This is a genomic window from Corynebacterium sp. MSK041, assembly GCF_030232265.1.
In the GTDB taxonomy this organism is placed as follows: Bacteria; Actinomycetota; Actinomycetes; order Mycobacteriales; family Mycobacteriaceae; genus Corynebacterium.
This window is the reverse complement of sequence record NZ_JASPJK010000001.1, coordinates 1-13,233: the sequence shown is the minus strand read 5'-3', so window position 1 is coordinate 13,233 and position 13,233 is coordinate 1. Positions and strand designations below refer to the sequence as shown.

14 protein-coding genes are annotated in these 13,233 nt (G+C 60.9%); 2 read left to right on the top strand and 12 right to left on the bottom strand.

Annotation, left to right across the window (positions count from 1 at the left end):
• Positions 1-3: 3 nt before the first annotated feature.
• From QP968_RS00070 to QP968_RS00025, 10 genes are all read right to left on the bottom strand, one after another.
• On the bottom strand, positions 4-924 hold the full coding sequence (locus tag QP968_RS00070) for a D-isomer specific 2-hydroxyacid dehydrogenase family protein (RefSeq protein WP_284854293.1): 921 nt from the start codon (positions 922-924) through the stop codon (positions 4-6).
• Positions 925-927: 3 nt separating this feature from the next.
• Positions 928-2,040, bottom strand: coding sequence for a glutamate 5-kinase (gene proB / locus QP968_RS00065; RefSeq protein WP_284854292.1), 1,113 nt, complete (start codon positions 2,038-2,040; stop codon positions 928-930).
• Positions 2,041-2,043: 3 nt separating this feature from the next.
• The gene (obgE, locus tag QP968_RS00060) at positions 2,044-3,558 is read right to left on the bottom strand and encodes a GTPase ObgE (protein WP_284854291.1); all 1,515 of its coding nucleotides are present in this window, start codon (positions 3,556-3,558) and stop codon (positions 2,044-2,046) included.
• A gap of 297 nt (positions 3,559-3,855) precedes the next feature.
• Positions 3,856-4,200, bottom strand: a complete 345-nt coding sequence (gene rpmA / locus QP968_RS00055; protein WP_102723117.1) for a 50S ribosomal protein L27 — start codon at positions 4,198-4,200, stop codon at positions 3,856-3,858.
• A 26-nt stretch (positions 4,201-4,226) separates the two neighbouring features.
• Entirely contained in the window at positions 4,227-4,532 is a 306-nt protein-coding gene (gene rplU, locus QP968_RS00050; RefSeq protein ID WP_284854290.1) for a 50S ribosomal protein L21, read from the bottom strand.
• 210 nt (positions 4,533-4,742) lie between these two features.
• The gene (locus QP968_RS00045; RefSeq protein ID WP_502870894.1) at positions 4,743-7,598 is read right to left on the bottom strand and encodes a translation initiation factor IF-2 N-terminal domain-containing protein; all 2,856 of its coding nucleotides are present in this window, start codon (positions 7,596-7,598) and stop codon (positions 4,743-4,745) included.
• A gap of 192 nt (positions 7,599-7,790) precedes the next feature.
• A complete protein-coding gene (locus tag QP968_RS00040) occupies positions 7,791-8,183 on the bottom strand; it encodes an alkaline phosphatase D family protein (protein WP_284854289.1) in 393 nt (130 codons plus the stop codon).
• Positions 8,168-8,551 carry a PhoD-like phosphatase N-terminal domain-containing protein gene (locus tag QP968_RS00035; protein ID WP_284854288.1) on the bottom strand — a complete coding sequence of 128 codons (384 nt, stop codon included), beginning with the start codon at positions 8,549-8,551 and terminating at the stop codon, positions 8,168-8,170. Before QP968_RS00035 ends, QP968_RS00040 begins: the two co-directional genes overlap by 16 nt.
• A 144-nt stretch (positions 8,552-8,695) precedes the next feature.
• Positions 8,696-9,106: a nucleoside-diphosphate kinase gene (gene ndk / locus QP968_RS00030; protein ID WP_284854287.1), complete on the bottom strand. Its 411-nt coding sequence runs from the start codon at positions 9,104-9,106 to the stop codon at positions 8,696-8,698.
• Positions 9,107-9,123: 17 nt separating this feature from the next.
• Positions 9,124-9,429, bottom strand: a complete 306-nt coding sequence (locus QP968_RS00025) for a hypothetical protein (RefSeq protein ID WP_284854286.1) — start codon at positions 9,427-9,429, stop codon at positions 9,124-9,126.
• Positions 9,430-9,692: 263 nt separating this feature from the next.
• Between QP968_RS00025 and QP968_RS00020 the strand changes: the two genes are divergently transcribed.
• Together QP968_RS00020 and QP968_RS00015 are read left to right on the top strand one after the other, a co-directional pair.
• Positions 9,693-10,886, top strand: coding sequence for an acyl-CoA dehydrogenase family protein (locus QP968_RS00020; protein WP_284854285.1), 1,194 nt, complete (start codon positions 9,693-9,695; stop codon positions 10,884-10,886).
• Between the two features lie 5 nt (positions 10,887-10,891).
• Positions 10,892-12,094 (top strand): acyl-CoA dehydrogenase family protein, encoded by a 1,203-nt coding sequence (locus QP968_RS00015; protein WP_284854284.1) that lies wholly within the window; start codon positions 10,892-10,894, stop codon positions 12,092-12,094.
• A 78-nt stretch (positions 12,095-12,172) separates the two neighbouring features.
• Here QP968_RS00015 and QP968_RS00010 read toward each other — a convergent pair whose 3' ends face one another.
• Together QP968_RS00010 and QP968_RS00005 are read right to left on the bottom strand one after the other, a co-directional pair.
• On the bottom strand, positions 12,173-12,667 hold the full coding sequence (locus QP968_RS00010) for a GNAT family N-acetyltransferase (RefSeq protein ID WP_284854282.1): 495 nt from the start codon (positions 12,665-12,667) through the stop codon (positions 12,173-12,175).
• Positions 12,668-12,954: 287 nt separating this feature from the next.
• Positions 12,955-13,233: HNH endonuclease signature motif containing protein (locus QP968_RS00005; protein ID WP_284854281.1), on the bottom strand; the 279-nt coding region annotated here is incomplete at its 5' end.

Here is a 13,233-nt window from a genome sequence, read left to right as displayed (position 1 = left end):
CGCCTAATACCCCTGCTCCACATCAACTTCGGTGGGCATTGCTTCCCCGCGCTGCAACGCCTCCCAATTTCGCAGGGTCAATCCACCGATGCGCTGCTTGCCAAAGCGCGGGGTGCCGGCCGTATGCGGTGTCATCAAACACCTGTCACAGTCCCACAACGGGTGATCGGCCGGTAGTGGCTCCGGGTCGGTCACATCCAACGCCGCACCCGCAATCGTGCCGTTGTTGAGTGCCTCCACCAGGTCGTCCGTGACCACCAATGGTCCGCGGGCCACATTGACCAGTACCGCGGTCTCCTTCATCTGCGCAAGCACATCCGCATTGACCAAACCGCGGGTGGATTCTGTCAGCGGGGCAAGCAGCACCACCACGTCCGCGCGGCCCCAGACGTTTTTGGACTCGATGTCCGCCATCGGGACTGTCTCATCCGCACCCTCCACTGGGCGGCCAGAACGGTTCACCGCGATCGTGTGCACGCCAAACGGGGCCATATAGGACAGCAGTTTCTTCCCAATTCCCCCTGCCCCCACAATCGCCACCGTCTTATCCTCCACCAGGTACTGCGTCTCATGCGCAATATCCCGCGTCGTCGACCCATCCCGCGTTACACGCCGGTACTGGTGCAACGCCCCCAACAAGAGGGCGAGGGTGGACTCGGCCACGTTGTCGTCGTAAAGCCCAGCAGCATTTGCCCACCGCAGACCTGAACGCTTGAGAATTCCGGCCTCAGCGAGTGCATCAATGCCCGCCCACGCGAACTGGACAAACTGCACTGACTCCGGAACCTCTTCCGGGAAGTCCTCTGCCCCACCGTGATAGATGAGCACATCCGGGTTCCCCTCAAGGGTCACATGTTCGTGCCCTTCCGCTTCCAATTCAGCGACGGTCTGGGTCCAGGGCCTTGGCAAAATTGCAAACTTCATGCCTTAGAGCCTAGAGGCATAATTGGACAAGTAGTCCGCGTGCACCACCGAACGACGCTGATGAGCCGGCAGCTCGTCCGTATGTTTGCCCAGCATGCCCGCCAATTCCGCTGAGCCGTAGGCAGTTTCTCCGCGGCCGATCGCTTGCCCATTCGGCCCCAGAATCTCCACGATATCCCCGGCGTGGAAGTCGCCCTCAGTATCCGTGATGCCCACCGCTAGAAGCGAGGTCCCGCCGCGCGTCACAGCCTGCACGGCACCTTCGTCGAGATACAGCGTGCCTTCTGCATCCGCCGCATACAGCGCCCAGAACTTCCACGCCGACAGCTTCGACTCCGGGCGCGTATGAAAGACGGTGCCCACCTGGGCATCCCCCAGCGCGTCCTCGATTTTCTCCGCCGACGTCAACAACACCGGCACACCACCACGAGTAGCCAAACGTGCCGCCGACACCTTCGAGGCCATACCACCGGTGCCAAAGCGCCCGCCATCGCCCGCGACGACCCCCTCCAAGTCCTTGCCACTACGCACCTCATCCACGAAGCGTGCGCCCGGGTCCGCCGGGTTCCGGTCGTACAAGCCATCCACATCAGACAGCAAAATCAGAGCATCAGCAGAAATAAGCGTGGCGACGATCGCCGACAACCTATCGTTATCCCCAAACCTCATCTCCGTGGTGGCCACCGTGTCATTCTCATTGACAATCGGGACCGAGCCCATCTGCCGCAACCGATCAATAGTGCGCTGTGCATTCCGGGCGCGCTCACGCACACCCGCATCAGACTGCGTCAACAACACCTGCCCAATCGCACGCCCATACCGGGCAAAAGACTGCCCCCAGGACTGCGCCAGGTGAATCTGGCCGACTGCGGCGGCCGCCTGCTTCGTGGCCAAGTCCTTTGGCCTGGCCTTAAGCCCCAAGGGCGCCATCCCCGCAGCAATAGCACCGGAAGACACCACGATCACGTCGCTGCCGCGCCCCATCCGCGCTTCCAACGCATCCACGATGCGGTCAATCTTGTCCTGCGACACCGCCGAGGATTCATCCACCAACGAACTCGTGCCCAGCTTGACCACAATCCGCTTCGCGCCCGCGATCTGTTCCCGAAGATCCATGCCTTATCCCTGCCAACGTTCGCGGTCGGCTTCCGTGCGATTGAGGAGGTCGTCGCCGAAATCGTATTCGTCGATAAGCCCCCTGCGCGCTTGCGACGCACGCTTGCGCTCCGCCGCGGACATACGATCCGTGCCCCCCAGACGCGCATCCTGGCCGCGACCCGCTGCCGTCGGGTCCCCGCCTATCGACGGCTCCCAATCAAACGAAATCTCCCCAATCGTCACGGTATCGCCCTCATGCGCGCCCAGCTTACGCAGCTGATCCTCCACGCCAGCCTTATTGAGGCGGTCGGAGAGATAACCCACCGCCTCATCATTTTCAAAGTCCGTCTGGCGGATCCACCGCTCCGCCTTCTCTCCCACGACCAACCAGCCGCCGGGGTAGTCCGGATCCGGTATCACACTGACATCATCCCCACGATCCACTGCCTTTGGCCGAATAACCTGGCGCTCCGTCTGTTCCTTGACCTTCGGGCGAGCCTTACGAGCAGCCTTCACCACATCCCATAACGCCCACTTCAGCTCATCCAAGCCCGCACGGGTAGCGGTAGAAATCATGAAAATCGGCCAACCGAAGCGCTCCCTCAGGTCAGCTTCGAGGAACTCCGCCAGCTCCTTCGCCTCGGGAACGTCCACCTTGTTCAGCACAATAATCCGGGGGCGCTCACGCAGATCACCCAAACCGGTCTCATCCGCCTCGAGCTGCTCCGCGTAGGAATCCAGCTCCGCCTCCAAGGCCTCAATGTCCGACTGCGGGTCGCGGCCCGGCTCCATCGTCGCGCAATCCACCACGTGGACCAGCACAGCGGTGCGCTCAATATGCCGCAAAAAGTCCAGGCCGAGGCCCTTGCCCTGGCTCGCACCCGGGATCAGGCCAGGCACATCAGCGATAGTGAACGTGTCATGGCCCACGTCCACCACACCAAGATTCGGCTGCAGGGTAGTGAACGGATAGTCCGCGATCTTCGGCTTCGCTGCCGAGAGAACCGAGATGAGCGAAGACTTACCCGCCGACGGGAAGCCCACCAACCCCACGTCTGCCATGGACTTCAGCTCAAGGATCAGGTCATGCGCCTGACCAGCCTCGCCCTTCAGCGCGAAGCCGGGGGCCTTGCGCTTCGCTGTGGCCAGCGCCGCGTTGCCGAGGCCACCGAAGCCACCCTCAGCCGCGATAAAACGGGTGCCAGGTACGACCAGGTCAGCCAGGATCTCCCCATCCGCACTGCGCACCACTGTGCCGACGGGAACCTCCACCACTAGGTCCTCACCGCGCGCACCATTCCTGTGGTCACCTTCACCATTACCGCCGCGCTTCGCCTTCAAGTGCGGGCGGTACTGGAAGTCCAACAGCGTGTGCACCTGGGGTGAGACCACCAAGATGATGTCTCCACCGTGCCCACCGTTTCCCCCATCAGGGCCGCCCAACGGCTTGAACTTTTCACGGTGCACAGAGACACAGCCGTGGCCACCATCGCCGGCCTGCAAATGCAAGACAGCCTGATCAACGAACTGAGCCATGGTGGGTCTCCTCTCCTAGGGGTTCAGCGGTCGGGATCCGAACGGGTGGGGTTTAAACACGAAACTACCGGCGCCGGTGTAAAAAATGACACCCGGTCCTCGGGCCGAAAATAAACCTGCTGGTCAGGGATTTCTATCTCAGGGTAGTTACCGGGGAAATGTAAAATTTTACACAGCTTCCAGCCGGCAAAGGGCCACCCACGCCCCACCCACGCAAAAACGCGCCGGCAACCCCCACCCGGGGATCGCGGCGCGCTCTTCAAGCATGGCCGTGGGACTCAAGCGCCCCACGCTGGCTTACGCGGTAGCGGTCTTCTCCTCGACCACTGCGTCATCGACCAAGCCTGCCTCGTTAGCAGCCTCGATGACCTCGGAAGCGACGCCCTCGCCGTCAGCGGGGACGATGTTGACAATGCGACGCTTCTTCTTGATGCCGAACTGGACGGAGCCAGCTGCGAGCGCGAAGAGCGTGTCGTCGCCGCCACGGCCGACGTTGTCGCCCGGGTGGAACTTGGTGCCGCGCTGGCGAACGAGGATCTCGCCTGCCTTGACCTGCTGGCCGCCGAAGCGCTTCACACCGAGGCGCTTGGACTCAGAGTCGCGGCCGTTCGAGGTGCTGGATGCACCCTTCTTGGTTGCCATTGTGGTTCCTCTCTAAACGTCTCGGGTTACTTGATGCCGGTGATCTTGATGGTGGTCAGCTGCTGACGGTGGCCCTGACGCTTCTTGTAACCGGTCTTGTTCTTGTACTTCATGATGTTGATCTTCGGACCCTTGCCGTGCTCAACGATCTCAGCGGAAACGTTGACCTTGGCCAGGTCGTCGGAGGTGGCGGTTACCTTGGCACCGTCGACAAGCAGAACAGGGGTGAGCGCCACAGAATCGCCAGCTTCACCCTCGATCTTCTCGACCCGAACGAGGTCGCCTTCGGCAACCTTGTACTGCTTTCCGCCGGTCTTGACGATTGCGTACATAGCGGGTTACCCCTTTCTTCTTCTCGCACGGCGCCGGCATGCCACGGCACCACTGTCTACATTCTTGATTGTGTTTTGGGTTATTAACGGCAGCCTCGCCCGCATGCTTAATCACGAAAGGCGCGCCCCAAAACAGCGACTGTCAAAGATTACACCGGCGCCCCCGCAAAGACCAAACTGCTCTTATGCGTGAGCGCCGTGTGTCCGTTTCTAGGTGGTGCGCCTTCGCGTCGCGCGTCGTCGTCCGCGGGCGGGGGTGCGTGGCGCGGTCTCCTTCACCTCTTGCTGTTGCGTGGGCTCAGGTGTTCTTTGCACGCTTGTCGACGCCCTCCTCGTCGCACGCCTCCTCCCCCGACTGCCAGTACTACGGACAACGGGCGTCTTCTCTTCCGGAGCGGTCTCAACTGGCTTCTCGGCCGGTTCGGGCTTACCAGCGGGGGTTGTTTTATCGAAGTCTTCCCGGCGCGGACGGTGGTCAGACTTGGAGTTGCCGCGGGTCTTGCGCTTGCGGCGTGGGGAGTTCTCGAATTCTTCCAGTGCTTCTTCGTAGGTTTGAGAAGTGGTCTGGGCAGCTTCCGGCACGGAGGCCTGCTGCTCCTTCTGCTGCCCCTCAGCGCGACCACGTCCACGACCGCTGCCACGGCGTCCACGACGGCGGGAGGAGCGGCGCTTGGGCTGCTCGACCGCGGAGTCGGTAGTGCCCTCAGCAGACACCACTGCATCGGCGAGGTCTTCGATGCTGGAGGATTCCTTGGTCTCCTCAACCTCATCGTGCGAATCTTCGTGCGCATTCATTGCCAGTGCGGTTGGGTGGCTGCCAGGATCCTGGGCCGGCTTACGGCGACGAGAGGAACGGCTACGGCCATGTTCCGAGCCAGAAGAGTCGGAGGGGTGGGTGGAGTCGGTGACGGGGTCGTCGGTAAGCACGATGCCCCGACCATCGCAGTGCTCGCACTTAGTGGAGAACGTTTCCACGAGCCCCGTACCCAACCGCTTGCGCGTGAGCTGGACGAGGCCGAGCGAGGTGACCTCGGAGACCTGGTGGCGGGTGCGATCGCGACCGAGGGCTTCCTTGAGGCGGCGGAGGACGAGCTCCTGGTTTTCGGGGAGGATCATGTCGATGAAGTCGATGATGATCATGCCGCCGATGTCACGCAGGCGCAGTTGACGCACGATTTCTTCCGCGGCCTCCATGTTGTTGGAGGTCACCGTCTCCTCCAGCGAACCGCCAGAGCCCGTGAACTTGCCGGTGTTGACGTCAATGACGGTCATGGCTTCCGTACGGTCGATGACCAAAGTGCCACCAGACGGCAGCCAGACGGTGCGGGACAGGGCCTTCTGAATCTGCTCGTCGATGCGGTAAACCTCGAAGGCGTCCTTGCCGTCGTGCTCGCTGCGGTCGAACTTCTCCACACGGTCCAGCAGGTCCGGCGCGACAGACTGAACGTAATTATGCACGACGTTCCAGGACTTCTTGCCATCAACAACGAGGGCATCGAAGTCCTCATTGAACAAGTCACGCACGACCTTCACCAGGAGCTTCGGCTCCTCATACAGAGTGACTGGCTTCGCACCCGGGGAGTTCTTTTCCTTCTCCGCCTGCTCCTGGATGGCCTCCCACTGGGTGTGCAAGCGCTCAACATCGGCGCCGATGGCTTCCTCCGATGCGCCTTCCGCAGCGGTACGAATGATCGCGCCACCCTTACCCGGCACCACCTTGGCCAGGATGTCCTTGAGGCGCTTGCGCTCCGGGGCGGGCAGCTTGCGAGAAATGCCAGCGCTGCGACCACCCGGGACGTACACGAGGAAGCGGCCCGCAAGCGAAATCTGGGTGGTCAGGCGGGCACCCTTGTGTCCTACCGGATCCTTGGTCACCTGAACCAGCACCTGGTCGCCGGACTTCAGCGCCTGCTCAATGCGGCGGGAACGACCGCCCAGGCCAGCAGACTTCCAGTCCACCTCACCGGCGTACAGCACACCATTACGGCCCTGCCCGATGTCAATGAACGCGGCTTCCATGCTCGGCAGCACGTTTTGCACACGGCCGAGGTAGATGTTGCCAATCATGGAGGCACTCTCGTCCGAATCCACGAAGTGCTCGACCAGCAGGCCATCCTCTAGAACGCCGACCTGCGTCAGCTTGCCCGGACCATCATGGCGCGCACGTTCGCGCACAACCATGGTGCGTTCCACGGACTCGCGTCGCGCCAAAAACTCAGCCTGCGAGACAACGCGGGAACGCTTGCGTTCCTCCTCACGCCGCTCCGTGCGACGGCGACGCTGCGCCTCCAAGCGCGAAGAGCCCTTGATCGCCTTGGGTTCCTGAATCTGCTCCTCAGCAGGTTCTTGCTTTGCTTCTTGCTTTTCGACGCTCTCCTTCGCCCCACTGCCCGACCGCCGCACACGCCTGCGGGATGCACTCGGAGCCTTGAAGACCGGCGCGTACACCTCGGTGGCTTCTTCTACCTCCGCGGCGTGCGCTTCAACTTCGGCAGCTTCTTCAGCAGAGATCTCCTCGACGAGATCCTCAACGTCGATGGGTGCATCTTCAGAGTCTTCAGCCATGGTCTGCTCGAGATCCGCCTCGACCTTTTCCGTGATCTGATTGATCTCGTTTTCCACGTCCTTGCGCACGCGGTGGCGGATCTTCTCATCCGCCTCCTTCTCAGCGCTCTTCGTGTCAGCGCTGTCCTGCTGTGCAGAGGGGGTGGCAGGAGCCTGCTCCAGTGCATCCAGAAGTTGCTCGATTTCTGCACGCGTCAGCGTGGACTGCGCCACCTTGACCAGGCCCAGATCGCTCAGCGCAATGATCAGTTCTTTCGACTGCATCCCCAGAGTCTTCGCCAACGCGAACACGCGAGTCTTGTCCTGAATCTGGGAACGGTCCATCAACTGCTTTGAAGCAGCAGACTGCCTTGAAGCAGCAGGCTGCTTCAAAGATTTCTTTACAGCCTTCTTGGCCGTCTTCTTCGCAGTTTTCTTCGCGGCTTTCTTCGCAGCAGTGGACTGCTTCGAAGCCCGACGACGTGGCTTGTCGGGGGTTGCAATGTCGTCCTTATCCGACACGGAAATCTCCTATTCAATTGACCGTGCAGGACCCGTCCACGTTCACCAGCCGGGCGCTGGTGAAAAGAAATCCACCGCCGCCGCACAGCTGCGTGTCCACGCCCGCACGGTAGTACGAGTGTGTAAAAGCTTGACACCTATTGTGGCATAGCTTGTGCGGGGACGGTGGGAACGTCGATAAGCAAAGAGGGCTTAAGCCTGGAAACCGTGCCCAACAACCCACGTGCGGGAGACCGCATGGCGCGTCTGCGCGGCGGGATCCTCCACGTTCGAGACACGGTAGAAATCCATGGTCACACGGTCCTTCTGCACGCGTGCGACACCGAAACCGTGGGAATCAAAGTCAACGTGGTTGACCCACGGGTTAGCCGAGTACATGACACCTTCGACGAGGTGCGAGATCGGGTTGTCCTCCGGGGCGTAGGTCTTGGTATAGGTGGTCACGATCTCGTCCACATTCGGCGCCGAGATGGAGGTGCACACCATCTCCGCCCCGTTGTGCTGCACGGAATGCGCCCACTCGGAGTGGATATCACCCGTCAAGAACAGGGTGTGCGGTGTGGTCCCCTTCAGCAGGTTGGACAAACGTGCACGCTCCGCGCGGTGGCACGCTGCATGCCAGAGCTAACGATGTTGGTGAACTCCCTATCCGTCGCAATTTCCCACTGCACATCCACATCAGCCCCGAGCCCCGAACCTGGCACTGCCTCCGGCGACACGGTGACACGAGTCCAAATAATCACCGAATTCGGAATCGGATCCCCCGAAGCCACACCGTGCATAAACGCGGCATACGGTGCCGGTGCCGGCTCTTGTGGCAAACGCGCAGAAGACAATGCCGACGAAGTAGAGGACAGCTGCGCCCGCGCGGGGACAGCCTGCGAGATTGCTGCCCCAGCAGCAACAGCAGCGGAGCCGGTGAGGGAACGGCGGCGAGGGAGATTCTTAGACATGCGCGTAAGTATTAGCCCTGCTAGCAGGCCCTGCAACCGGAAATGAGTTTTAGTTCAAAATTTCTTTTTTATGTCATGTTTGCGTAACCGAACAATAAAAATGTCCCCACCAGTTGGTGGGGACTGAAGCGTTATGGCGTGCTCCTAGAGGTTCGGGAACCAGATGGCAATCTCACGCTCAGCGGACTCTGGGGAATCCGAACCGTGAACGACATTCTCGCCGACGCTCAGAGCGAAGTCACCGCGAATGGTGCCAGGCGTTGCTGCCTCGACCGGGTGGGTGCCACCAGCCAGCTGACGCCACGCGGCGATAGCGGACTCGCCCTCAACGATGCCAGCCACCAACGGTGCGGAGGTGATGAAGTCAACGAGCTCACCGAAGAACGGCTTGTCCTTGTGTTCCTCGTAGTGCTTCTCAGCGGTTGCGCGATCAGCGGTGCGCAGATCCATCTCAACGAGCTTCAGGCCCTTGCGCTCGATGCGGGAAATGATCTCTCCCACGTGGCCGTTCTTAACGCCGTCCGGCTTAATCAGAATCAGTGTACGTTCAGTCATATTTCCAACCTTAGCGCCTAGAGCTCCCTCACGACGGTCGCGGCCTCGCCATAGCTCACATTCCGGAACCACAACTGGATCTGACGCGCCGCCTTATCCACGTCACCGTCCGCTTTCATCTCTTCGATGACCCCGCGCTGCTCCTCATCTAATTCAATGGGAGCGCTCTCCATCGAGGCATAATTCTTCGCCAGCCACAGAACCAAACCCACGGCAGCTAAGGCAACCGCGGCAATGTTGATCACACGAGGAAAATCCAGGTACACACCAGCGATAGCCACGATCGAGCCAAGCGCCGCAACGATGAGGTAAAGGGCTTTCATGCTGTCTCACATTAGTAGAGGTGACCAAATTCTTCACAGCTCCTGCTCAGTGAATTCCAGAGCGAAACTTAAGCCGAAACTTAAGCTAGGACCGCGCCTTTAGCCCAGGGCGCACGTTCAGGGAAAAGAGTGCGAGCAATCCCACAAAAATCGCCTCGCTTTCATTTGTAAACACCTGCGACATAAGTCACAATTGAAGGCGTTATGGTTTTGCTCCACATTCACGGGGTGAGACCTCCCCGGAATCCAAGAAAGAGGAACTCATGGCTGACAACCCAGTCCACGAACTGCTCGACCCGAAGACCGACTACTACCAGGTATTCGCCGATGTTGAAGGTGAGGACCTGGAGTGGTGGAAGAAGGCCCGCGAGTTCGGTGAATTCGCCCGCCCCTACATCAACAAGGGTTGGGAGACTGCCGAGTACCAGATCCCGGTCGTCGCAGAAGCGGGTAAGCGTGGCCTGTTCCGTGATGGCATCGACATCGAGGGGGAGCCGCACATGTCCGTGCGCGCTGCCCGCCTGATGGCTTTCGAGTACGCACGTACGGATGCCTCCATGGGCACCGCATTCGGCGTTCAGGCTGGCCTGGCTATGCAATCCATTGCCATGTGTGGCTCCGAGGAGCAGAAGGCAAAGTACCTCAAGCCGATGTGTCACCTGGAAATCCGTGGCGCATTCGCGCTGACCGAGCCGGACCACGGCTCTGACTCCATCGCCCTGGAGACCACCGCTGAGAAGGACGGCGACGAATGGGTCATCAACGGTGAGAAGAAGTGGATCGGCCACGGCTCCGTCGGCCACATCGCCATCGTCTGGGCACGCGACACCGCTGACGGTCAGGTCAAGGGCTTCATCGTGGACCAGGACCAGGAGGGCTATGAGGCGGAGACGATCGTCGGCAAGGCATCCCTGCGCGGCATCCCGCAGGCACACATCAAGCTGAACAACGTGCGCGTTTCCGATGACCGCCGTCTGCCCGGCGCAAACTCCTTCCGCGACTGCGCAAAGGTGCTGGCCGGCACCCGCGTGTCCGTCGCATGGGCATCCCTCGGTCTTGCAACCGACTGCTACGAGAAGGCGCTCGACTACGCACAGCGCCGCGTCCAGTTCGGCCGCCCTCTAGTGAAGAACCAGATCATCCAGCAGCGCCTCGCGGACATGCTGCAGGACCTGACCTCCATCTTCCTGTACTGCCGTCGCCTCCTCGAGCTCGAGGAGTCCGGCCAGCTCACCGAGCAGCAGGCAGCTCTGGCAAAGGTCCACTGCACCCGTGCAGCACGCAAGATCTCCGCTGACGCACGCGACATGTTCGGCGGTGTGGGCATCCTCCTGGAGAACGACGTGGCACGCCACCACGCCGACATCGAGGCACTGCACACCTACGAAGGCACGGACACCATGCAGTCACTCATCGTGGGCAAGTCCATCACCGGCGTCGGCGCATTCGCAGGTTAGTCGCCATGGCAGATCAGAATGTAGATGGGGTTGCAGCTCTGCTGAACCCGAAGACGGACTACTACCAGGTCTTCGCCGATGTTGACGGTGAGGACCTGGAGTGGTGGAAGAAGGCCCGCGAGTTCATGGAATTCGCCCGCCCCTCTATCAACGAGGCGTGGGAGAAGGCCGAGTACAACATCCCTGGTGTTGAGGAAGCAGCACGCCGTGGCCTTGTCACCGACGGCATTTCCATCGATGGCCAGCCCGGTATTTCCATTCGTGCAAACCGCCTGATCCAGATGGAGTTCGCACGTACGGACGCGTCGACGGCCACCGCACACATCGTGCAGTCTGGCCTGGCCATGCGCTCGATCGACATGTGCGGCTCTGAGGAGCAGAAGGCCAAGTACCTGGGCCCGATGTCCCGCATGGAGATCCGCGGTGCGTTCGCGCTGACCGAGCCAGATCACGGTTCCGATTCCATCGGCCTGGAAACCTCGGCTCGCCGCGAAGGCGATGAGTGGGTCATCAACGGTGAGAAGAAGTGGATCGGCCACGGTTCCGTCGGCCACATCACCATCGTCTGGGCACGTGATGAGGAAGACGGTGAAGTCAAGGGCTTCATCGTTGACCAAGACCAGGAGGGGTACTCGGCGGAAACGATCGTCGGTAAGGCATCCCTGCGCGGCATCCCGCAAGCGCACATCAAGCTTAACGACGTCCGCGTGTCCGACGACCGCCGCCTTCCCAACTCCCACTCCTTCCGCGACACCGCGAAGGTGCTCACCGGCACCCGCATCGCAGTGGCGTGGGTGGCACTCGGCATGGCGATTGACTGCTACGAGAAGGCGCTTGACTACGCCCAGCGCCGCGTCCAGTTCGGCCGCCCGCTGGTGAAGAACCAGATCATCCAGCAGCGCCTAGCTGACATGTTGCAGGAAGTCACCTCCATGGCGCTGTACTGCCGTCGCCTTCTCGAACTTGAGGAAGCCGGCGAACTCAACGAGAAGCAGGCAGCCCTAGCCAAGGTGCACAACACCCGCGGCGCCCGCAAGGTGTCCGCCGACGCACGCGACATGTTCGGCGGCGTAGGCATCCTGCTGGAGAACGACGTGGCACGCCACCACGCCGACATCGAATCCCTGCACACCTACGAGGGCACTGACACAATGCAGTCCCTCATCGTGGGCAAATCGATCACCGGCGTGAGCGCCTACCGCTCATAGCACTGCTAACACCGGGCCTGGCAACGTGCTGGGCCCGGTTTCTTGTGCCCGAACAGTTCGGGGGCATCCCCTATTCTTTTAACTGTTGTCTGTAGCGAGGTGCGCGTACACCGCCACGTCGTTGTATGTGCCACGCAGTAACTCAGCATGCCTGCTAATTCCTTCGAAACTGAAGCCTGCAAGCTGCGCAACTCGACGCGAAGCATGGTTGTCTACCGCAGCGCGAAGTTCGACACGGTGAGTGCCTTCCTCGTGCGCTCTCTGCGTCACGATACGGACCGCCTGTGTCATGACGCCACGCCCCCGCGCCCACGGTGCGGTTGTATATCCGAGCCCAGCGACATGCCCCGAAGTGTGCCTTAGCTCAACGTTGCCGGCGTAGCGCCCCTCGAGCACGATTGCGAAGCGCCTCACCCCTGCGGGCGGCGCAGACAGAAACGCACGCAGATGGTCTTCCGTATACGGATCGGGAACATGAGTGAAGCGCACCGTCTGTTCATCTTTGACTGACTTCAAGACGTCTTCTTCAACGTTAGGTATCTGCGTGACTTGGCCCCAAGGCACAATCTTCATGGGTAGCAACGGTAGCAAAATGAAGGTAATCAGGACGAGGGTAGCAATCGGTCTCGGGAGCGAACGTGGGCTGGGCTCTAAGTTCTACGGCATTAGCACCCACGCCCTCAGCCCTCACGCTGGTTAATCCTTTTTGACCGCCGAGACCTAGTGCATTGATGGGCCGGTTTGACTATCGCGCGGCGCAGCGCTTCGCGACCTGCGGTTATGCCGTGCGTGATTCGTCATCGTCAAACCAACTCTTTTTGGGCACACCAAATGGCCGGACATGCCGGCTACTTGGTGGGTTACCGCCCGTAGAGCAGTGTCATTGCTCCAAAGGGGTGGACGGTATTCGGGACGATGTGTCCGCGGGGTGATCTCCACATTGGTGCGCCCCGGATGTTGTCCACCCGGCCGTGGTAGCTGCGTTCTGGGTCATCATCGTTGGTGCGGTTGTGATACCGGCACAACATGGCCAGGTTATCCATGTTGGTTAGCCCACCCTGTGACCAGGCTTTGATGTGGTGGACCTGACAGTTATCCGCCGCATGCCGACAATCCGGTACCGGACACATTGGTGACAA